Here is a 19,851-nt window from a genome sequence, read left to right on the forward strand (position 1 = left end):
AATGCAGAAATTTCCGCCCGATGTGTATAACCCCTCTCCGGCCTGTCCAAAATAAGGTCGGAGGTGCTGAATAGTATGAAAAAATCATTCTATAACCGTTTCAGCGACTTTATCGAGGGAAAGGGGTTCTACATCGTCCTGGCTCTTTGCCTCGCCGCCATCGGAGTCTCCGGCTGGTTCCTGTTCTCCTCCCTGACCGGGGAGCAGGAGGAGCAGCCTGTAGGCGGTACAGCCAGCATCACGGTGACCCCTGCCCCCACACCGGCTGCTACTGTAACGCCGGTGAAGCCCACCGTGACCGCAACCCCCAGGCCTACCGCTACGGTTCCCGCCGTAGTCTCTGCCACGCCCTCGGCCACCGTTCAGCCGACGCCCACACCTAAGAGCGCCCCCACCTCTCTCACCTGGCCGGTACAGGGAGAGGTGCTCACCAGCTACAGCGTGGAGACCCTGGCCTATGACGTGACCATGGCTGACTGGCGCACCCACGCCGGTGTGGATATTGCCGCCGCCGCCGGCACGGAGGTCCGGGCTCCCGCCTCCGGTGTGGTGGTTGAGGTGACCGAGGATGTGATGCTGGGCACCACTGTGGTCATCGACCACGGCGGCGACCTGACCACAACCTGCGCCAACCTGGCCTCCGTTCCCACAGTGGAAGTGGGGGATGAGGTGACGGTAGGAGATATCATCGGCTCGGTGGGGAACACTGCCATTGCCGAGAGTGCCCTGGCCAGCCATCTGCATTTCAGTGTGGAGCGGGAGGGCCAGAGCGTGGACCCTATGGAACTGCTGAACGGATAACGGAAAAGAGCGCGCTGCGGAGTGCAGCGCGCTCTTTCTATTGTCAGCGATGCAGCTGATCCCCGGAGCCACGGGTGATCTTGACCACCAGGCCGCTGAGGGCCAGCAGACCGATCAGGTTGGGCAGCACCATCAGGCCGTTGAACATATCGGACAGACTCCAGACCAGATCCACTTTCAGGGTGGAACCTACCACGATAAAGACCACCACGATGACGGCGTATCCCTTGGCCGCCGTCTTGCCGAACAGGGCCTTCACGTTGACCTCGCCGAAGAAATACCAGCCGATGATGGTGGAGAAGGCGAAGAACAGCATACAGATGGCCACAAAGGCGTTGCCGAAGGAACCGAAGGCGGCGTTGAAGGCGGCCTGGGCCAGGGCGGTACCCTGGAGGGGGCCGTTCACAGGCTGGAGCATACCGGAGGAGATGATGACCAGGGCGGTCAGGGTGAGCACCACAAAGGTGTCGATAAATACGCCCATCATGGCAATGATGCCCTGATCCTGGGGCTTTTCCACCTTGGCCATAGCGTGGGCGTGGGGGGTGGAGCCCATACCGGCTTCGTTGGAGAACAGGCCCCGGGCCACGCCGTACCGCATGGCCTCCCGCACACTCAGGCCCAGAGCGCCGCCAAACACCGCCTGGGGATCAAAGGCGCACACAAAGATGGAGCGCAGGGCGGAGAGCAGGGTCTCGTGGTTGATGCACAGGATGATGATGCAGCCTACAATGTAGAAGAAGGCCATAATGGGGACGATCTTCTCGGTGAAGGAGGCGATGCGCCGCACACCGCCCAGGAAGATAAAGGCGGCAATAACGGCCACCACAACGCCTACCACCAGCTTGGGAATACCGAAGGCGGTATGGAAGGCGTCGCCGATGGAATTGGACTGGACCATATTGCCCATAAAGCCAAGGGCAAGGATGATGGCGATGGCAAAGAAGCCGGACAGGAACTTGCCGAACTTGCCCCGGAAGGCCGCCCGGATGTAGTACAGGGGGCCGCCGGTGACATGGCCGTCGGCGTCGGTGGTACGGAACCGCTGGGCCAGCACCGCCTCGGAATAGATGGTGGCCATACCGAAGAAGGCGGACAGCCACATCCAGAAGATGGCGCCGGGGCCGCCGGAATACAGGGCGGTGGCGCAGCCGGTGATGTTGCCGGTGCCCACCTGGGCGGCAATGGCGGTGGTCAGAGCCTGGAAGGAGGACATACCCTCCTTGCCCGCCCGGGCGCCCTTCATGGAGAAGCCGCCGAACAGCCGGCGCATTCCTTCGCCGAATTTACGCAGCTGGATAAAGCCCAGCCGCACCGTAAAGAAAATACCGGTAGCTACCAGCAAAAAGAGCAGCGCATAGTCCCACAGCACGGTGTTGACCGCGCCAACCAGTCCTTCGATCCATTCCATTGTACTCTCTCCTCGTCTCTTGGAATTGCGGCAAAGAAAAGGGCCAAACCGCACACACTGCGGTTTGGCCCTGAAATACAAGCAGAAAGACATCCGGTGAACCGGATGCCGCTGTTCTTCACTCTGTCCTTTTGCCTGAGAGATTCGTGCCCCATGGGGCACGTTGCACCTTCGGCATCCCCGCTGGGGGGACTTCTCCAGAGCCACATCCATCCACAGTCCTCATTTCCCGGGGGAAACGCCTGAGAGTTTTGCTCCTTCGGCAAGCCGTCGGCTTTTTCCTGTGGACTTCCTTTGTCGCTATGCGGCGGACGAATGTCCGTCCGATTTGATATGCAGAACTATAGCACGGGATGGGGGACTTGTCAAGCCCTTCCAAACGGTCGAAAGAGGGTGGGAAAAAGAGGAAAATCTGCGACAGAAACCGTGCACCTTCTCCCTGCCATCGGGCATATACTGATATGTACATCACCGGGAAGGAGGGAGCCAAATGAAGCAGTACCCGCATGATGACACCATTCAGTCCACCGGTCCCAGCGGAGACGTAGATGATCTGATCTTCTGTACCGATCCGGCCTGGTCCGCCAGCAGCCGATAAAAACCGCCCGCCTTCGGGCGGTTTTTTGGCGCCCCTCTCTTTACATCGGCCCTGCCGTTGGGTATAATAATATGGCTATTTTACGGAAATGAGAGTGGATCTATGTTACAGTTTGATGAATATAAGGTAAAGCTCAACAACCTGCGGCCCGAGCTGGACGAGCTGGAGCAGGCGTTGGGCCTGGAGGCCGCCCGGCGGGAGGCCGAGATGCTGGAGTCGGAGTCCGCCTCCGACGGCTTCTGGGACAACCTGGAGAAGGCCCAGAAGGTGCAGCAGCGGGTGAAGAACCTGCGGGACAAGATTGAGGGCCAGGAGAAGCGCCAGAGCCAGTGGGAGGACCTGATGACCCTGTGCGAGCTGGGCAATGAGATGGAGGACGAGAGCCTGGTGCCCGAGCTGGAGGAGGGCTTTGCCAAGCTGCAGGCCGACATGGAGGAGGCCAAGCTGTCCACCCTCTTCACCGGCGAGTACGACAACTCCAACGCCATCCTTACCTTCCACGCCGGCGCCGGCGGTACTGAGGCCCAGGACTGGGCCCAGATGCTCTTCCGGATGTACACCCGCTGGGCCGAGCGTCACGGCTTCACCTGCAAGACACTGGACTACCTGGACGGCGACGAGGCCGGTCTGAAGAGCGCCACCATCCTCATCGAGGGTGAGAACGCCTACGGCCACCTGCGCAGTGAGCACGGCGTTCACCGTCTGGTGCGGGTATCCCCCTTTGACGCCAATGCCCGGCGGCAGACCTCCTTTGCCGCCATTGAGGTCATGCCAGACCTGCCCGAGGACGCCGACGTGGAGATCCGGCCCGAGGACTACGAGATGCAGGTGTTCCGTTCCTCCGGCGCCGGCGGTCAGCACATCAACAAGACCTCTTCTGCCGTCCGACTGATCCACCATGCCACCGGTATCGTGGTGTCCTGTCAGACCGAGCGCAGCCAGTTCCAGAACAAGGACACCTGTCTGCGGATGCTGCGGGCCAAGCTGGTGGAGCTGAAGATGCAGCAGCACGCCGAGAAGATCTCCGACATCAAGGGCGTCCAGCTCAAGATCGAGTGGGGCAGCCAGATCCGGTCCTATGTGTTCATGCCCTATCAGCTGGTGAAGGACAACCGCACCGGCTACGAGACCAGCAACGTCAACGGCGTGATGGACGGCGATCTGGACGGCTTTATCAATGCCTATCTGAAGGCGGAGGCTACCGGCAACTGGGCGGGGAAATAATCCGCCGAAGGAAAAGGAGAATTTGCCATGCGCAAGGTACTCTATCTGCTCAACTATGCGGGCAAGGCGGGGACGGAGCGGTATGTGGAAACTCTGGTGAAGTACCTCTCGGCCGACGGATTGGTGCAGCCCTTCTTTGCCTATAACGAGGGCGGACTGCTGGTGGAGCGGCTGGAGGCCATGGGGGTCCCCTGCCGTCAGGTCACCATGCGCCGCCGGTTCGATAAGCAGGCCGCCAGAGCGCTGGCCGACCTGTGCCGGGAGTGGGATATTGATCTCATCCACTGCCACTACCTGCGGGAACACTATACTGCCCTGCTGGCTAAAAAATACAACAAAAAAATCCGGGTGGTGTACACCAACCACTTTGTGTTGGCCAACGACTTCATCACCCGGCTGTCCAACCGCTGGATGGACAAGCGGCAGGACCAGATGATCGCCGTGTGCAACAAGGGCAAGGAGCAGCTCATTGCCAACGGCTGGAGCGCCGACCGGATCCAGGTCATCTTCAACGCGGTGGATCTGGAAGCCTGGGCGGGGGACCGCTCGGAATCCACCCTTCGCTCCGAACTGGGTCTGCCCGAGGACCGGTTTGTCATGCTGTGCGCTTCCCGCTTTGCTGACGACAAGGGACATAAGTACCTCATTGACTCGGTGAAGCGGCTGACGGAGCTGACGGACAAGCCCTTTACCTTGGTGCTGGCGGGAGACGGCCCTCTGCTGGAACCCTCCAAGGCCCAGGTCAAGGAGCTGGGGCTGGAGGAGCAGGTGAAGTTCATCGGCTTCCGCAAGGATATCAAGAACCTGTACAAGGGCTCCGATCTGTACGTCAACTCCTCTCAGCATGAGGCACTGTCCTTCCTCATCATCGAGGCTATGGCCGCCGGTCTGCCGGTGATTGCCACCGATATGGGCGGCAATTCGGACATTGTAAATGACGAGGCGGGCTGCGGCCTGCTGGTGGCCTATGACGACCCCGACTCCATGGCTGGGGCCATGAAGCGGTTCCTGGAGGACCCGGATTTCAGAGCGGCCTGCCGGGAGAATGCCCTGCGGACCATCGAGGAGAAGTTTGAGATCCACAAGATGGCCAAGGTTACCTACGGTGTGTACGAAAAAGCCCTTCACGACTGATTCCAAGGAGTAAAAACCTGATGTCTATCGCAAAAAACAGCCTGTTTCTTCATTTTTTCCTGGCCTTCTGGCTGGGACTCAGGCAGGCCTGGGCGGGCAGTCTGCCCGGACGGGCCTGCGCGGGCCTGGAGCGGTGGTTCACCCGGCAGCTGCGGGGGAGCATTCTCTTCCGCTTTGTCTGGCGGGAAGGAGTCATCCCAAAGGCCTGGCCGGACAGCCTGATTTGCAGGCTGCTCACCGCTATCATCAACATTCCCTGTGCCATCTGTAAGTGGCTTTACAAGATCGGCCGCCCGGTATGGGACGGCAGCTTGTTCTGCCGCTTCCTGGGTGCCGTGGGCGGGGCCGGATTCTTCTTCCTGGGCCTGTTCATGCTGGTGATGCTGGTGGCCCCCCATGAGATGTGGAATAACACTTATGGTCTGCTGGGCGCGGTGGCTGTCACCGGTCTGTTCGTCATCGGCAGCGCCTCCCGGGCCAAGGATCGGCTGGAGCTGGATACCCTGGGGCCCTATATGAGCCTCTATATGGCCTTTATCTGCATTGCTCTGGCCGGGTCCATCTCTACCCGCCTGTCCATGCGCTTCTTTGCCTTCCACATTACAGCCTTCCTGTTGGTGCTGCTGGTGGTAAGCTCCGTGCGGAAGTATGAGCAGCTCCAGCTGATGGTGGCCCTGGCGGTGCTGGGTATCTCCATCGCCTCCATTTACGGCTGCTACCAGGGATATATCGGCGTGGAGGTGGTGGCCTCCCAGCAGGATATGACCGTCAACGCCGGTATGCCCGGCCGGGTCTATTCTGTCTTTGACAACCCCAACAACTTCGCCGAGCAGCTGGTCATGCTGCTGCCTCTGGAGCTGGCCCTCTTCCTCAACTCCCACTGGCGGGGCAAGATACTCTCCCTGCTCGCCCTGTGCGTGGGCGTGGTGGCCATCGGCCTTACCTACGGCCGCTCCTGCTGGATCGGGCTGGCCCTGGCGGTGGTGGTGTTCCTGGCCCTCATCGACTGGCGGTGGGTGCCCCTGTTCATTGTGGCCGGACTGGTGGCCATCCCCTTCCTGCCGGAGACCATCTACAACCGGATCCTCACCATCACCAACACCGAGGACAGCTCCACCCAGTACCGCTTCGAGATCTACTCCACTACCAGCAACCTGATGCGGGACCACTGGGTCAAGGGCATCGGCCTGGGCACCGATGTGATGAAAGAGGTATTCCAGACCTATCCCACCAACTTTGACGGCACCTATCCCATCCATACCCACAACAACTATTTGCAGATGTGGGCCGAGGCCGGTATCTGGGGCGTGATTTCCTTCCTGGCCCTGCTGCTCTACCAGCTTAAGAGCGGCGTGAAGGCCTTCCGGGCTGCTCTGGATAAGCGCACCAAGCGGATGCTGGCGGCAGCCCTGGGCGCCTTCTGCGGCATCCTGGTGGTGAGTGTGGCGGAGTATACCTGGTTCTACCCCCGCAATATGTTCACCTACTGGTTCCTCTTCGGCGTCATCGCTGCCTGCGTCAAGTTGGTCAGACAGCAACAGAAAAAGGCATAACGAATAGAAGCACAAAAAAGCGTCTGCCTCGGCAGACGCTTTTTTTATACTTTCTTGTTAGCAGGGTTCCCGAGTCATCATTTCCAGAATCACATGGTCGGTCTCACGCATCCCCTGGCGGCCCAGTTCGCCCACGTTCTGAATGGTGTGCTCCACGCCGTCGCTGATGATGCCGTCGCCGGTGCGGAACTCCTGGCCGTTCTGGTACATCTGATAGCCAAAGATACCGGCCTCCACCGCCATACTGATCTTGGCGGCGCAGCTGGATTTGGCGCCGTCACATACCACGCCGGAGTGGAAGGCCAGGGCATTGACGATGGTGTGCTTCACTTGATCGTAACCGCCGCCCAGCAGGTAGCAGATACCGGCCCCGGCGCCTGCGCCTGCGCTCACCGCGCCGCAGAAGGCGGACAGACGGCCGATATAAGTCTTTTGGTGGATGGTGCACAGGTCGGACACTGCCAGCGCCCGGTACATCCGCTCTTCCGGAATGCCCAGGGAGCGGGCGTACTCAATGACGGGCACCGAGGCGGTGATGCCCTGGTTGCCGCTGCCCGAGACAATGACCACCGGCATTTCGCAGCCGTTCATCCGGGCGTCGGAGCCGGCGGCGGCCTTGGCCCGGGCCCGCCGCTCCAGAGAGGCCTCGGTGCTCATGAGTACCTTGCCCACGTTGGCCCCGTAGGCGTGGAGCAGGCCCTCCTCCGCGATAGCCATATTATACTGGATCTGGGGGTCCAGCAGGGGACGCAGGTCGTCTACATCCACGCTGTCGGCAAAGTCCACGATCTCCTGGATGGAGAGGATGGAGCGGTCGGTGAGGGCCGTCTCCTGCTCGCCCTCCACCGGAATGTCGATCTCCTTCACGCCGTCCTTTTCCAGCAGCACGATGTTGGTGTGGTAGTTGGCGATGCGCAGGGTGACGGTATGGCCGCCGCCGGTAAGAGTGACGGTATAGTCGAAGGTCAGGGGAGTGTCGGCCAGATGGACCCCGATAGGGTGGGAGCGGAGGAAGTCAGTCATTTCTGCCTTCTGTTCCTCTGTCACCACGGAAATGACCTCCAGCACCTTATCTGGATCGCCAGCCACAAGCCCGGCGGTGACAGCGGCGGGGATGCCCTTCAATCCGCCGGTGTTGGGGACAATGACGCTCTTCACGTTTTTGATCAGGTTGCCGCTGACCTGGACGGAGACGGTTTCGGGCAGGCAGCCCAGGGCCCGGCGGGCCACCGCCGCGCCGTAGGCCAGCGCGATAGGCTCTGTGCAGCCCATGGCGGGGACCAACTCTTCCCGCAGAATTTGCAGATAAGCTTGATAATGGGGATCGGTTTTCTTCATGAACGGTTCTTCCTTCCCGCGGGCTCCCCAAGGAGCGCGCTTTCTCCTGTTATCTACATGATATCCGACCTTCCCCCAGTTGTAAAGAGGTCCTTTCCATCTCAGGAAAGGACCTCCTTATTTTGGCGGAAGATTGAAATTCAAAAAATCTTTTTCTTTGGTGTACGAAACCGTCCAACTTTTGGGGGTGGAACCGCTAAAAGTGAAGAGACCATGGAGTCTCTTCCAACAGCGAGCGGGGCGGATACAGGGCTGGGGCGGCCGCTCCGGGAAAGAGGAGGTGAACAGGATGGCCAGATTGCAGGAATTATCCGGGCAGTATCGGGAGGCGGCCGCCCGGCTGAGGTTGGGCCTGGAGGCAGCCAAGCAGCGTCTGGAAAGCCAGGAGGGAACAGAACGACAGGTGACCAATCGGGAGATCCTGATGCTGCGGCAGATGCTGCGGGAGATGCGGGAACTGCGGCAGCTGGCGGAGGAATACTACACCCGGCCCAGAAGCGGAAAATATACCACCGCCGACCTGACCGCGCCCCGAATCAACGAGGAAAAGCGATGAGCAGAGCCAGAGAGATCAGAGAACGAATCAAGGTACTGCGGGAGCAGAAGGTAGCCCTTCAAACGGAGCTGGATGGAGCGCAGGGGAGAGAGAAGAAAGCCCTCCGACTGGAACTGGCCCGGGCCGAGGAGGATCTGGCGAACTGCACCCGACAGCTGCGGGAGCAGATGCCCCGGCACAGGATCAGTCGAGGTACCACCTGGGCCGGGGTGGACGGCTGGCGGTGGGACAGGATGCAGTATAAGACCTGGGCGGAGGTGGAAGGCGCGGAGGCGCCGGAGGGCCCCACGGAACAGGACAAGATGCGCCTGGCGGTACGGACGGCCCGGACGGGGATCACGCCTGTCCAGAAAGCTTATCTGGCAGGTATCGACGGTGGCAATCCTCAGGCCCAGGTGGCCCGGGAGGCGGGGCGGAACCGCTCCACTGTATGCCGTACGCTGCAACGGGGGCAAAAACGGATTGCGGAGGACGCTAAGTTCCTCTATCGGCTGCTGGACTGCCAGGAGGGAGGCCCTCTGGTGGTGGACCTGGGGGAGCGGTCGGTGCTGAAAGCAGTGCTGGACCGGCTTACCCTCCGGCAGCAGACCTATTTGTATCTCTATTATGGCGAGTGGCTCTCCCTGCGGGAGATCGGAACTTTGCTGGGGGTGGACCATGCGTCGGTACTGCGGTCCATCCGGTGCGGACTAAAGAGGCTGGAAAGTCTGGCCCTGGGAGAACAGGTGGAGGTGCGGGGACTGGAGAGCCTGGAGGAGCGGCTGATGGCCCACTTCAATGACCTGCCTCCGGAGGAGACCCGGGAGAAGCGTACTTATCAAAAGCGAGGTGTTCCGTCTGCCGATCACAAGCCGATATCGCTGACACAGCGGCTGCTTCGTCTGGTGCGGGGCGGACAGATACGGATTGTAGAGGCGGGTGCGCCTGATCTGTCCCTCGGGACGGATGGCTGGAGCAGCGGCAGGCTGCTGGACTGGCTGAGGGAGCAGGGGGAGGGGCGGAAGGAAAAACGGGCTTGGCTGCGCAAGTTGTTGTATCACTTACTAACATGGATGAGGAGGGATCTGGATGTTGACCATCATTGAGATCGAGGCCAGAGCGGACGGCGGTCACGGTTTACAGAGCCAAAGCCACCGAACGGAGTGCTGGCTGGAGGGGTGGGTTGCAGTGCCGCCCCAGCTGGAACAGGCGGCGTGGGACTGCTGCGGCTACTGCGAACTGGACATTCAGGACGGCATTCTGGTGGGGCTGACTCCCGGCCAGGCGCCGGAACCGGAACCCACGCCGGAGCCTGAACCTACGGAATTGGAGCGGCTGCGGGCGGATGTGGACTTTCTGGCCATTATGACGGGGGTGGAACTGTGAACGTGTACGAGTTGGCTAAGAAATATTATCCCAGACTGTGGGATGAGCAGCGTATACAGGCCCTGGCAGAGGCAGGCAAGCTGACAGAAGAAGAAGCTGCGGCGATTCTCAGCCAGACGGAAAAAGCATAACGCATGATCGTGTAAACCGCCGCCCCGTGAACCGCTTCTGTGGAAGCAGGCTCACGGGGCGGCTGTTTTGTTTTTTACAGGGATAACAGGACGGAGGGACGTTCTTCTTCAGGCGGGGTACAGAAGCGGACAAACTCCTCCATCTCCCGGGTGGCCCATTTTTCCCGGTGATAGAAGATCTGGCCATACATTACCGCCTTGAGGTCGCTGACATCCACAATGGCCAACTTTCCTTGGCGCACCGGTTCTTCCACCAGAAAACGGGGCAGGAAGGACAGCCCTTCCGTCTCCTCCAGAACTCGCAGCAGGAAGGAGGCGTAGCTGCTCTCCAATGCAGGAGTAATGGCCTGGCCAAAGGCGGCCAGTCGCTGGTCCAGCAGCCGACGGTAGTTGGCGTCCCGCTCCGTCAGGTAAAAGGGCTTGTCCAGCAGGTCCACCAGCTTGTGGGAGCGACCGCTTAGTGCCGCCCCCAGCGAAGCGGAGGCGACCACCACTACCTCCTCCTGTAGCTCCAGCATTTTGCACCAGCTGTTGTTGTAGAGCGGTTCATCCAGAATGTAGATGATATCCAACTCACCCCGCTCCATTTTGGTGATGATCTCCTCCGGCGTACCCGTGGTGATCTGGATGCTCACCTGGGGATGCCGTATCCGGAAATTCCGGATGATACCGGGCAGTCGGGCGTAGCAGAGGGATTCCAGTGTCCCGATATGGAGCTGGCCCCGCAGGGTTTCATCCTCACCGGCCAGAGCCAGCTTGGCTTTAGATACATCCTGAATGATGCTGATGGCGCTGTCCAGAAAGACCTTCCCCTGTCCGGTGAGACACACCCGCTTTCCCATACGGTCAAAGAGCCGGACCCGCAGTTCCTCCTCCAGAAGGCGGATCTGTACCGTGACGGCGGACTGGGAATATCCCAAACTGGCCGCCGCCTTGGAGAAACTTTGAAATTGGGCCACCCGGATGAATGTGGTCAGCTGACGCAGCTCCATAATGCAAGCCTCCTGCCATACCGGTGAGTTTGATATTAAGAAAAATCAATTATATGATAAATTAGATTTATTTGATTTAATTGTTGTGCAATGTTATACTAAGGCCCGCCAAAAGTCAATAGGGAAATGGACAAAATAGAGAAAGTTAAGGGAGGAACTTATATGGCAAAGAAAAAGATTAAAATCGGCCTGATCCCGAAGCTCATCATTGCAATTATCCTTGGCATCTTGTTTGGCTCCTATATGCCGGAGTGGTTCAACCGTGTGATTGTGACCTGCTCCTCGATTTTCAGCACATTCCTGTCCTTCATCATCCCGCTGATGATTGTGGCCTATGTGACCATGGGCATTGCCAACCTGCGCAGCGGCGCCGGTAAGCTTCTGCTCATTACAGTGGCCCTGTCCTATGTGTCTACGCTGGTGGCGGGTTCCGCCTCCTATCTGGTTTCCTCCAACCTTTTCCCCTCCTTCATGAGTGAAGGCGCCCTGGACCAGATTGCCCAGACGGCGGATGTTTCCCTGGAAAGCTATTTTTCTTTGTCCATTCCTCCGCTGCTGGATACCCTGTCCGCTGTGACCCTGGCCTTCGTGCTGGGGCTGTGTCTGTCCAATATGCGGGGCAAGGAGATTGGTGACAGCCTCTATCACGGCATAGAGGATTTCTCCGCCATTATTGATAAGGTGCTCCATGTGGTCATCATCCCCCTGCTGCCCCTCTACATCTGCGGTACCTTTACCAACATGACTGCCTCCGGAAAGACATTCGCCATTCTGGGCATCCTGTGGAAGGTATTCCTGGTGGTCATCGCCATGCACCTGATCTATATCTGCATCCAGTTTATTGTGGCAGGTGCAGTATCCAAGAAGAATCCCTTCGCTCTGATTCGCAACCAGATCCCCGGCTACGCCACCGCCATCGGCACTCAGTCCTCCGCCGCCACCATCCCCGTCAACCTGGAGTGCGCCAAGAAGGACGGCATTCTGGAGGAGATCCGCAATTTTGTGGTGCCGCTGTGCGCCAACATCCACATGGCCGGTTCCATGATCACCATCACCGCCTGTGCCACCGCCGTGTGCCTGATGTACCAGCTGCCCATCAGCCTGGGTACTGTGGTGCCCTTCATCATGACTCTGGGCATTGCCATGGTGGCCTCCCCCGGCGCCCCCGGCGGCTCCATCATGACCGCGCTGCCCTTCCTGTACATGGTGTTCGGTACCGAGGCCGGCGATGTGAACGGCCCCATCTGTGCCATCATGGTGGCCCTCTATATTACTCAGGATTCCTTTGGCACCGCCTGTAACGTATCCGGTGACAACGCCATCGGTACCATTGTCAATGCCATCTACCAGAAATTCATTCTGAAGGCGCCTGCCGCCTCGGAGGAGTGATTCTATGTCGTTCATCAGCGTATTCGACGTATTGGGACCCAACATGATTGGTCCGTCCAGCTCCCACACTGCCGGTGCTGTGCTTATTGCCAACGTGGCTCACAAGCTGCTGGCTCCGCCGCTGAAGAAGGTGGACTTTACCCTCTACGGTTCCTTTGCCAAGACCTATCACGGTCACGGTACCGACCGGGCCCTGCTGGGCGGTATCATGGGCTTCTCCACCGATGATCTGTGCATCCGGGACTCCTTCCGCATCGCCAACGAGCGGGGGCTGGCCTTCTCCTTCACCCCAGATGAGGTGGAGACCGACATCCACCCCAACACCGTGGATATCCGCATGGAGAACGCTGCCGGACAGGTTATGACGGTCCGGGGCGAGTCTCTGGGGGGCGGCAAGATGCACATTGTGCGCATCAATGGCGTCCGCGTGGACTTCAGCGGCGAGTATGCCTCGGTGGTGGTGGTTCAGCAGGACAAGCCGGGTGTGGTGGCCCACATCACCAAGGTACTCAGTGACCGCAACGTGAATATTGCCTTTATGCGTCTGTTCCGGGAGGGCAAGGGAGATACCGCCTACAGCATCATCGAGTCGGACGGTACTCTGCCCGAAGGCATCGATGAGGAGCTGCGGGCCAATCCCTATATCCAGGACGTTATGATCGTCCAGTCGTAAGGAGGTAGGAACATGGACTTTAAAAATGCCAATGAGCTGCTGGCGCTGTGCCGGCAGGAGGGGTGTTCCATCTCTGAGATCATGCGTCGCCGGGAGTGTATCCTGGGGGAGACCACGGTGGATACGGTGACCCGGCGCATGAAACGGGCATTGGAGATCATGCGGGAGTCAGCCACTATTCCGCTGACCAGCCCTGTCCGCTCCATGGGCGGACTCATCGGTGGCGAGGCCAAGCATCTGGCCGCCCACGCCGCCAAGAAGAAGGATATCTGCGGACCTGTACTTCAGAAGGCCATTACCTACGCCATGGCGGTGCTGGAGGTCAACGCCTCCATGGGCCTGATCGTGGCCGCCCCTACCGCCGGTTCCTCCGGCGTGGTGCCCGGCCTGCTGCTGGCCCTTCAGGATACCTATCATATCTCGGACGCCCGGATCATAGATGGACTGTTCAACGCCGGCGCCATCGGTTACCTGGCCATGCGAAATGCTACCGTGGCCGGTGCGGTGGGCGGCTGCCAGGCGGAGGTGGGGATCGCCGCTGCCATGGCTGCATCCGCAGCCGTGGAGCTGATGGGCGGTGAGCCGGAGCAGTGCATCAGCGCGGCCTCCACCGTGCTGATGAATATGCTGGGCCTGGTGTGCGATCCGGTGGGCGGTCTGGTGGAGTACCCCTGCCAGAACCGCAATGCTGCCGGTGTGGCAAATGCGCTGGTGGCCGCCGAAATTGCGCTGAGCGGAATTCAGCAGCTGATCCCCTTTGATGAGATGCTTGCCGCCATGTACCGGGTGGGTCGCTACCTGCCCGCCGAGCTGCGGGAGACCGCACAGGGCGGCTGTGCCACCACTCCTTCCGCCTGTGAGCGGTGCGGGTGCTGCGGCTGACAACTTAATACAAAATAAACATGGCCGCCCGTCAGGGCGGCCATGTTTTGCATCTTGAAAGGGAAATAGGGGCTTACTCCAGCACCGCGCCCCGGGAGGCGGAGGTGACCAGCTTGGCGTACCGGGCCAGATATCCCGTTTTGACCTTGGGCTCGGGGCACACCCACTTGGCTTTCCGCTGGGCCAGGGTAGCCTCGTCCACCTGCAGCTCGATCTTGCAGGAGGGGATATCGATGGAGATGATGTCGCCCTCCTCTACCAGGGCGATGGGTCCGCCCTGGGCAGCTTCGGGGCAGACGTGGCCGATGGCGGCGCCTCGGGTGGCGCCGGAGAACCGGCCGTCGGTGATGAGAGCCACGCTCTCGCCCAGACCCATACCCACGATAGCGGAGGTGGGGTTGAGCATCTCGCGCATACCGGGACCGCCCTTGGGGCCCTCGTAGCGGATGACTACCACGTCGCCGGGGACAATCTTGCCGGCGTAGATGGCGGAAATAGCCTCCTCCTCGCTGTCAAAGACACGGGCGGGGCCGGTGTGGGCCATCATCTCAGGAGCCACGGCGGAGCGCTTCACCACGCAGCCCTCAGGGGCCAGATTGCCCTTGAGCACGGCAATGCCGCCGTCGGGGGAGTAGGGGTTCTCGATGGGGCGGATGAGCTCCGGGTTGCGGTTGGTGACGTCCTCCAGATTCTCCTCCAAGGTCTTGCCGGTGCAGGTCATGACGCTGGTGTCCAGCAGGCCCTTCTTGGTGAGCTCCTTCATGACGGCGTACACGCCGCCGGCACCCTCCAGATCCTCCATGTAGGTGTCGCCGGCGGGAGCCAGGTGGCACAGGTTGGGGGTCTTGGAGGAGATCTCGTTGCTCATGTCCAGATCCAGCTCAATGCCGCACTCGTGGGCAATGGCGGGCAGGTGGAGCATGGTGTTGGTGGAGCAGCCCAGGGCCATATCCACCGTCTCAGCGTTGTGGAAGGCAGCAGAGGTCATGATGTCCCGGGGACGGATGTCCTTCTTTACCAGCTCCATGATCTGCATACCGGTGTGCTTGGCCAGCCGCAGACGGGCGGACCACACGGCGGGAATGGTACCGTTGCCACGCAGGCCCATACCGATGGCCTCGGTGAGACAGTTCATGGAGTTGGCGGTGTACATACCGGAGCAGGAGCCGCAGGTGGGGCAGGCGTTGTTTTCGTAGTCCTCCACGCCGCACTCGTCCAGCTTGCCGGCCTTGTAGGCGCCTACCGCCTCAAACATATGGCTCAGGCAGGAGCGGCGGCCGTCATTGAGCCGACCGGCCAGCATGGGACCGCCGGAGCAGAAGATGGTGGGGATGTTCACACGGGCGGCGGCCATCAGCAGGCCGGGCACGTTTTTGTCGCAGTTGGGGATCATGACCAGACCGTCGAACTGATGGGCAATGGCCATGGCCTCGGTGGAGTCGGCGATCAGATCACGGGTGACCAGGGAATACTTCATGCCAATGTGGCCCATGGCGATGCCGTCGCATACGGCGATGGCGGGGAACTCCACCGGGGTGCCGCCGGCAGCCCGGACGCCGGCCTTGACGGCCTCGGCGATCTTGTCCAGATTCATGTGGCCGGGGACGATCTCATTGTAGGAGCACACCACGCCGATGAGGGGACGCTCCAGCTCCTCCTTGGTGTAGCCCAGAGCATAAAAAAGGGAGCGGTTGGGGGCGCGTTCCACGCCCTTGGTAACATTGTCGCTGCGCATGGGGAATGACCTCCTTCTATGTATCACTTGCGTTGTATGATAACGCTTGCATTGTCTGACTATATACTATATGATAGTGGCAGAACTGTCAAGGACTGACCAGAAGGGAAGTAGGGTATGGAGAAAAAAAGTTTGGCCCAGCAGACGGCAGAGGGGCTATACAGTCGTATCGTGGTGGAGAAGGGACTTAAGCCGGGGGAGAAGCTGCCCAATGAGGTGGAGCTGGCCGGGGAGCTGGGGGTGAGCCGGGCCACCCTGCGGGAGGCCATCCGCACCCTGACTGCCCAGGGGGTGCTGGAGGTGCGCCGGGGCAAGGGCACCTTTGTGTCGGCGGCGGTGGAGGAGATGGATGACTTCGGCTTCTCCAGCCTGGAGCGGGTGCGGGGGCAGTTGCGGGACCTGTTTGAGCTGCGCTCCATTTTTGAGCCCAGGGCTGCCGCCCTGGCCTGCCAACGGGCCACAGAGGAGGAGCTGGCAAATATCCTGGCCCGGGGAGAGGAAGTAGAGCGGTGCATCCGGGCGGGGGAGGACCGAACCCAGGCCGACCGGGCCTTTCACGCCGCCATCGTCCGGGGCGCCCACAATGAGTTTCTGGTGCGGCTGCTTCCCCTCATCGATCAGGCGGTGTCCGCCGCTCTCACGGCGGGAGAGCACCAGGAGCGGCTGGCTGAAGACACGTGCCGGGACCACGCTCTGCTGATGGAATTTTTCCGTAAGCGGGACGGAGAGGGGGCGGGCTACGCCATGGCCATCCATATGCGCCACTCCATGGACGTGATGGGGCTATAAAAAAGCGGCCCCCAGACGGGGGCCGCGCAAGGCGTTGGGTCACAGACTCCGAAGGTCCGTGTCCATCAGGAAGGGCATGGAAGTTTGGATCAGATCAATGCGCTGGTCAAAGGCTTCTGAATCAAAATTGTTGCCGGAATCAGACATGGCCTGGGCAAATTCCTGGTCGGAAGCGTCTAGCAGAGCGCATACCGGAGTAAGGAATTCCTCCCACTGTGCAGCGACTTCCATCAGGGCGTCATAGCCCTCCTGATAGTAGGGAGGGGGCGTCAGCTGGGACAGAGCATCCTTCACCTGATCGTAGGAAGCCTGGGCGGTGCGATAGGCCTCCCGATAGGGCTCAGTGTTGAAGCTGATGGTGAAGTTGATGGTGTTGAAAAAGTCATGGATGCCGCTGGTGAACTCGCCCACCACCTCCAGGGCTTCCTGCTGGAATGCTATTGCGTTCTGAACCTCGGTGGTCTGATAGCTGGTTCCGGCCAGAGTGGTGGTCAGCACCAGTTCCTCCGGATGCTCGGAGGCCTCCGGCGGGATCTCCACGATGCAGTACAGGGTGAAATCCCGCAGCGGCGGCAGGGGAGTATGGCCGGCATAGGCGTTGCCGTTGCCTGCGATATCCTGATCAAATTCCGTATATTCATATTTTTCCTGGTAAAATACCTTATTAGAGAGTACGGTTTCCGGAATGAGATCGTCCTCCGTGGCACCGGTATTTTTGATGTTATAGATGGCGCACAGGTAGTCGCTGTCATCCTTGGCGTTCAGGTTGATGTTTTCATCCACCACTGCGTCCAGAATGACCACCCCTTTCAGGGTGAGTTCAGCGGTTTCTGATGTGATGGTCTGGCCAGCGGTCAGTTCTTCCAGCGTCTGAGCCGGTGCGGCGGAAGGACTGTCAGGTGCTCCGCCGCAGGCGCATAGGGAGACGGAGAGTGCCAATGCCAAGGCACCAGGCAGCAACGGGGATATTTCATCGCAGTTTCCTCCTCATCAGATGATATAACATTTGTACTATAGCATGGGAGGACGGCAGTCTGCAATCTGCCGGGAGCATAGTAAAAGGCGTGGGGATTGACGGAAGAGAAGGAGCCACCTATAATGAAACCACGATAAAAGGGGGTGGACAGGTGATCGATGAAAACGGCAGGGAAGTTGGCGGATATGGACTACTAAGCCACTACCGGGGCGAGCTGATGGGGATTGCCATGCTGTATGTCATGCTCTTCCACGCCTATGAGCTGAACGACACTTTCCTGCCCTTCAAGGCCTTTCGCTCCATGGGTTTTGCAGGGGTGGACATCTTTCTGGTGCTCTCCGGCATGGGAATCTGCTGCTCTCTGATCCGGAGAGGAAAGGAGTCCTACGGGCGCTATCTGGGCCGACGGCTGCGGCGGCTGCTGCCCGCCTTCTGGCTGGTGGTTGGGATCTACAGTGTGGCCCTGGCCGCGGCCGGGCGGATCACTCCTGATGTGATCTTCTGGAATCTGTCCACTTTATCCTACTGGCTGAATGTGCCGGAGGGGTTCAACTGGTATATCTCCGCCATCCTGGTGTTCTATCTGGCGGCACCGTTCTATTTCAAGCTGTTCCGCCGCTGTGCCCATAAAGAGTGGCTGACCCTGTTCATCTATTTGATCAGCTACCTGCTCTATCGGGTAACCTGGGGTGCCGGGCTGCTGTATCTGCCGGATTTTCTGCTGCGTATTCCCGATTTTGCCATGGGCTTTCTGGTGGGCTCCTATGTGATGGAGGGTAAAAAGCTCAATGCCCGGCACCTGGCAGTGTGGGTGACTTCAGCTGTTCTGGCGCTGGCAGTTGTGGCCGGCTGGCTGGTCCAGCCGGTGATCTTCCCCCTGATCCTGGCGGTTGTGGTGGGTGTGATGCCTGTCTGTCTGCTTCTGGGCAGAGTGCTGCACTGGTACCCCGGACGGTGGGTCCCTGCCTTCCTGCGTATGGTTGGGGGGAGCAGCCTGGAGATCTATCTGCTCAATGTGGTAATCACCCGGGAGTTTGACCTACTGGCGCCCTGGCTGGACCATGATCCCAGACACATCGGCTTCTACCTCATTGCCTATACCTTCAATATCGCTTTGGGTGTGCTGCTCCACCGGGTACTGGAGCGGCTCATGAGCCGGTTTGCATCCTGAGTATAAAAAAGGTGGCCCTCCAGCTGGAGGGCCACCTTTTTTAGGATACAATTAGTTGGAAGCGGTGTCCAGGTCGGTGTCGCCGCCCCAGATCATGTTCTTGCGCAGCTCCTCGCCCACGATCTCCATCTGGTGCTTCTTGAGCGCGGCACGCTTGGAGTTGAAGAAGGTACGGCCGTTCTTATTCTCGGCGATCCACTTGCCGGCGAAGGTGCCGTCCTGGATGTCGGCCAGCACGGCCTTCATGTTCTTCTTGGTCTCCTCGTAGGGCAGCACACGGGGACCGGACACATACTCGCCGTACTCAGCGGTGTCGGAGATGGAGTAGTTCATGGCAGCCACGCCGCCCTTGTTGATCAGGTCGATGATGAGCTTCATCTCATGGATGCACTCGAAGTAGGCGTTCTCGGGCTCGTAACCGGCCTCCACCAGGGTCTCGAAGCCGCACTTCATCAGATCCACCACGCCGCCGCACAGCACAGCCTGCTCACCGAACAGGTCGGTCTCGGTCTCGTCGTGGAAGGTAGTTTCCATGACGCCGGCGCGGGCGCCGCCGATACCGGCGATGTAGGCCAGGGCGATCTTATAGGCGTTGCCGGTGGCGTTCTGCTCCACGGCCACCAGGCAGGGCACGCCCTTGCCGTTGACGTAGGTGGAGCGGACGGTGTGGCCGGGGCCCTTGGGGGCAGCCATGAACACATCCACGCCGGCGGGAGGCACGATCTGCTGATAGCGGATGTTGAAGCCGTGGGCGAAAGCCAGGGCCTTGCCCTCGGTCATGTAGGGAGCGATATCCTTCTTGTAAACCTCAGCCTGAACCTCGTCGTTGATGAGGATCATCACGATGTCGCCCCACTGAGCGGCCTCGGCAACGGTCTTGACCTGGAGGCCGGCCTGCTCGGCCTTGGCCCAGCTCTTGGAACCCTCACGCAGGCCAACGCACACATCGCAGCCGGAATCCTTCAGGTTCATGGCATGGGCGTGGCCCTGAGAGCCGTAGCCGATGATGGCGATCTTCTTGCCGTTCAGGTAGGTCAGATCACAGTCCTTCTCGTAATACATCTTAGCCATAGTCTTTGCACTCCTTTGTCAAATGAAGGTTTTTTTCTTGTCCACGATGATAACACAGCGGG

General features: G+C 60.0%; 19 protein-coding genes and 2 riboswitches. Of the genes, 13 read left to right on the plus strand and 6 right to left on the minus strand.

Annotated elements, in window-relative coordinates; all coding sequences use genetic code 11:
• The first annotated feature begins 75 nt into the window (after positions 1 to 75).
• Entirely contained in the window at positions 76 to 801 is a 726-nt protein-coding gene (locus B5G06_RS03395) for a peptidoglycan DD-metalloendopeptidase family protein (protein ID WP_087187691.1), read from the plus strand.
• A gap of 43 nt (positions 802 to 844) precedes the next feature.
• Here B5G06_RS03395 and B5G06_RS03400 read toward each other — a convergent pair whose 3' ends face one another.
• Complete coding sequence (locus tag B5G06_RS03400; protein ID WP_087187692.1) at positions 845 to 2,212, minus strand: alanine/glycine:cation symporter family protein; 1,368 nt, start codon at positions 2,210 to 2,212, stop codon at positions 845 to 847.
• A 114-nt stretch (positions 2,213 to 2,326) separates the two neighbouring features.
• Positions 2,327 to 2,418: riboswitch (glycine riboswitch) on the minus strand.
• Positions 2,419 to 2,506, minus strand: a riboswitch (glycine riboswitch).
• Between the two features lie 406 nt (positions 2,507 to 2,912).
• Between B5G06_RS03400 and prfB the strand changes: the two genes are divergently transcribed.
• The 3 genes from prfB to B5G06_RS03415 are packed head-to-tail and all read left to right on the plus strand — an operon-like array spanning position 2,913 to position 6,721.
• Positions 2,913 to 4,034 (plus strand): peptide chain release factor 2, encoded by a 1,122-nt coding sequence (prfB, locus tag B5G06_RS03405; protein ID WP_087187693.1) that lies wholly within the window; start codon positions 2,913 to 2,915, stop codon positions 4,032 to 4,034.
• A 27-nt stretch (positions 4,035 to 4,061) separates the two neighbouring features.
• Positions 4,062 to 5,168, plus strand: coding sequence for a glycosyltransferase family 4 protein (locus B5G06_RS03410; protein WP_087187694.1), 1,107 nt, complete (start codon positions 4,062 to 4,064; stop codon positions 5,166 to 5,168).
• A gap of 20 nt (positions 5,169 to 5,188) precedes the next feature.
• Positions 5,189 to 6,721, plus strand: coding sequence for an O-antigen ligase family protein (locus B5G06_RS03415; protein ID WP_087187695.1), 1,533 nt, complete (start codon positions 5,189 to 5,191; stop codon positions 6,719 to 6,721).
• Positions 6,722 to 6,778: 57 nt separating this feature from the next.
• Here B5G06_RS03415 and B5G06_RS03420 read toward each other — a convergent pair whose 3' ends face one another.
• A complete protein-coding gene (locus tag B5G06_RS03420; RefSeq protein ID WP_087187696.1) occupies positions 6,779 to 8,059 on the minus strand; it encodes a serine dehydratase subunit alpha family protein in 1,281 nt (426 codons plus the stop codon).
• A 289-nt stretch (positions 8,060 to 8,348) separates the two neighbouring features.
• Between B5G06_RS03420 and B5G06_RS03425 the strand changes: the two genes are divergently transcribed.
• The 4 genes from B5G06_RS03425 to B5G06_RS13830 are packed head-to-tail and all read left to right on the plus strand — an operon-like array spanning position 8,349 to position 10,111.
• Complete coding sequence (locus B5G06_RS03425) at positions 8,349 to 8,615, plus strand: hypothetical protein (RefSeq protein WP_087187697.1); 267 nt, start codon at positions 8,349 to 8,351, stop codon at positions 8,613 to 8,615.
• Entirely contained in the window at positions 8,612 to 9,700 is a 1,089-nt protein-coding gene (locus tag B5G06_RS03430; protein ID WP_087187698.1) for a hypothetical protein, read from the plus strand. The genes B5G06_RS03425 and B5G06_RS03430 overlap by 4 nt, the downstream gene beginning before the upstream one ends.
• A complete protein-coding gene (locus tag B5G06_RS03435) occupies positions 9,684 to 9,980 on the plus strand; it encodes a toxin-antitoxin system toxin subunit (RefSeq protein WP_224764580.1) in 297 nt (98 codons plus the stop codon). The genes B5G06_RS03430 and B5G06_RS03435 overlap by 17 nt, the downstream gene beginning before the upstream one ends.
• On the plus strand, positions 9,977 to 10,111 hold the full coding sequence (locus tag B5G06_RS13830) for an XkdX family protein (protein ID WP_140399779.1): 135 nt from the start codon (positions 9,977 to 9,979) through the stop codon (positions 10,109 to 10,111). The genes B5G06_RS03435 and B5G06_RS13830 overlap by 4 nt, the downstream gene beginning before the upstream one ends.
• Before the next feature lie 74 nt (positions 10,112 to 10,185).
• Here B5G06_RS13830 and B5G06_RS03440 read toward each other — a convergent pair whose 3' ends face one another.
• Positions 10,186 to 11,103: a LysR family transcriptional regulator gene (locus B5G06_RS03440; protein WP_087187699.1), complete on the minus strand. Its 918-nt coding sequence runs from the start codon at positions 11,101 to 11,103 to the stop codon at positions 10,186 to 10,188.
• 162 nt (positions 11,104 to 11,265) lie between these two features.
• Here B5G06_RS03440 and B5G06_RS03445 point away from each other — a divergent pair, with 162 nt between their 5' ends.
• Genes B5G06_RS03445 through sdaAA form a run of 3 tightly spaced genes read left to right on the plus strand, consistent with a single transcriptional unit; the run spans position 11,266 to position 14,047 of the window.
• Positions 11,266 to 12,492, plus strand: coding sequence for a dicarboxylate/amino acid:cation symporter (locus B5G06_RS03445; protein ID WP_087187700.1), 1,227 nt, complete (start codon positions 11,266 to 11,268; stop codon positions 12,490 to 12,492).
• A gap of 4 nt (positions 12,493 to 12,496) precedes the next feature.
• Complete coding sequence (gene sdaAB / locus B5G06_RS03450) at positions 12,497 to 13,165, plus strand: L-serine ammonia-lyase, iron-sulfur-dependent subunit beta (protein WP_087187701.1); 669 nt, start codon at positions 12,497 to 12,499, stop codon at positions 13,163 to 13,165.
• A 12-nt stretch (positions 13,166 to 13,177) separates the two neighbouring features.
• On the plus strand, positions 13,178 to 14,047 hold the full coding sequence (sdaAA, locus tag B5G06_RS03455; RefSeq protein WP_087187702.1) for an L-serine ammonia-lyase, iron-sulfur-dependent, subunit alpha: 870 nt from the start codon (positions 13,178 to 13,180) through the stop codon (positions 14,045 to 14,047).
• Positions 14,048 to 14,120: 73 nt separating this feature from the next.
• On the opposite strand, the gene ilvD is transcribed toward sdaAA, so the two are convergent.
• The gene (ilvD, locus tag B5G06_RS03460) at positions 14,121 to 15,782 is read right to left on the minus strand and encodes a dihydroxy-acid dehydratase (RefSeq protein ID WP_087187703.1); all 1,662 of its coding nucleotides are present in this window, start codon (positions 15,780 to 15,782) and stop codon (positions 14,121 to 14,123) included.
• Positions 15,783 to 15,899: 117 nt separating this feature from the next.
• On the opposite strand from ilvD, the gene B5G06_RS03465 reads away from it, so the two are divergent.
• Entirely contained in the window at positions 15,900 to 16,571 is a 672-nt protein-coding gene (locus B5G06_RS03465) for a FadR/GntR family transcriptional regulator (RefSeq protein ID WP_087187704.1), read from the plus strand.
• A 39-nt stretch (positions 16,572 to 16,610) separates the two neighbouring features.
• Here B5G06_RS03465 and B5G06_RS03470 read toward each other — a convergent pair whose 3' ends face one another.
• Positions 16,611 to 17,510 carry a hypothetical protein gene (locus B5G06_RS03470; protein ID WP_143382703.1) on the minus strand — a complete coding sequence of 300 codons (900 nt, stop codon included), beginning with the start codon at positions 17,508 to 17,510 and terminating at the stop codon, positions 16,611 to 16,613.
• A 188-nt stretch (positions 17,511 to 17,698) separates the two neighbouring features.
• Between B5G06_RS03470 and B5G06_RS03475 the strand changes: the two genes are divergently transcribed.
• Complete coding sequence (locus tag B5G06_RS03475) at positions 17,699 to 18,718, plus strand: acyltransferase family protein (protein ID WP_143382704.1); 1,020 nt, start codon at positions 17,699 to 17,701, stop codon at positions 18,716 to 18,718.
• Positions 18,719 to 18,769: 51 nt separating this feature from the next.
• Here the strand turns inward: B5G06_RS03475 and ilvC are convergent, their stop codons facing one another.
• Positions 18,770 to 19,789, minus strand: coding sequence for a ketol-acid reductoisomerase (gene ilvC / locus B5G06_RS03480; RefSeq protein WP_087187707.1), 1,020 nt, complete (start codon positions 19,787 to 19,789; stop codon positions 18,770 to 18,772).
• Between the last annotated feature and the right edge of the window lie 62 nt (positions 19,790 to 19,851).

Source organism: Flavonifractor sp. An52, from assembly GCF_002159385.1.
Classification (GTDB): Bacteria; Bacillota; Clostridia; order Oscillospirales; family Oscillospiraceae; genus Flavonifractor; species Flavonifractor avicola.

What these genes read in the sequence shown, in the direction of transcription:
- B5G06_RS03395 (WP_087187691.1), top strand. Translation starts at nt 76, where the DNA reads ATGAAAAAATCATTCTATAACCGTTTCAGCGACTTTATCGAGGGAAAG.
- B5G06_RS03400 (WP_087187692.1), bottom strand. Translation starts at nt 2,212, where the DNA reads ATGGAATGGATCGAAGGACTGGTTGGCGCGGTCAACACCGTGCTGTGG.
- prfB (WP_087187693.1), top strand. Translation starts at nt 2,913, where the DNA reads ATGTTACAGTTTGATGAATATAAGGTAAAGCTCAACAACCTGCGGCCC.
- B5G06_RS03410 (WP_087187694.1), top strand. Translation starts at nt 4,062, where the DNA reads ATGCGCAAGGTACTCTATCTGCTCAACTATGCGGGCAAGGCGGGGACG.
- B5G06_RS03415 (WP_087187695.1), top strand. Translation starts at nt 5,189, where the DNA reads ATGTCTATCGCAAAAAACAGCCTGTTTCTTCATTTTTTCCTGGCCTTC.
- B5G06_RS03420 (WP_087187696.1), bottom strand. Translation starts at nt 8,059, where the DNA reads ATGAAGAAAACCGATCCCCATTATCAAGCTTATCTGCAAATTCTGCGG.
- B5G06_RS03425 (WP_087187697.1), top strand. Translation starts at nt 8,349, where the DNA reads ATGGCCAGATTGCAGGAATTATCCGGGCAGTATCGGGAGGCGGCCGCC.
- B5G06_RS03430 (WP_087187698.1), top strand. Translation starts at nt 8,612, where the DNA reads ATGAGCAGAGCCAGAGAGATCAGAGAACGAATCAAGGTACTGCGGGAG.
- B5G06_RS03435 (WP_224764580.1), top strand. Translation starts at nt 9,684, where the DNA reads ATGTTGACCATCATTGAGATCGAGGCCAGAGCGGACGGCGGTCACGGT.
- B5G06_RS03440 (WP_087187699.1), bottom strand. Translation starts at nt 11,103, where the DNA reads ATGGAGCTGCGTCAGCTGACCACATTCATCCGGGTGGCCCAATTTCAA.
- B5G06_RS03445 (WP_087187700.1), top strand. Translation starts at nt 11,266, where the DNA reads ATGGCAAAGAAAAAGATTAAAATCGGCCTGATCCCGAAGCTCATCATT.
- sdaAB (WP_087187701.1), top strand. Translation starts at nt 12,497, where the DNA reads ATGTCGTTCATCAGCGTATTCGACGTATTGGGACCCAACATGATTGGT.
- sdaAA (WP_087187702.1), top strand. Translation starts at nt 13,178, where the DNA reads ATGGACTTTAAAAATGCCAATGAGCTGCTGGCGCTGTGCCGGCAGGAG.
- ilvD (WP_087187703.1), bottom strand. Translation starts at nt 15,782, where the DNA reads ATGCGCAGCGACAATGTTACCAAGGGCGTGGAACGCGCCCCCAACCGC.
- B5G06_RS03465 (WP_087187704.1), top strand. Translation starts at nt 15,900, where the DNA reads ATGGAGAAAAAAAGTTTGGCCCAGCAGACGGCAGAGGGGCTATACAGT.
- ilvC (WP_087187707.1), bottom strand. Translation starts at nt 19,789, where the DNA reads ATGGCTAAGATGTATTACGAGAAGGACTGTGATCTGACCTACCTGAAC.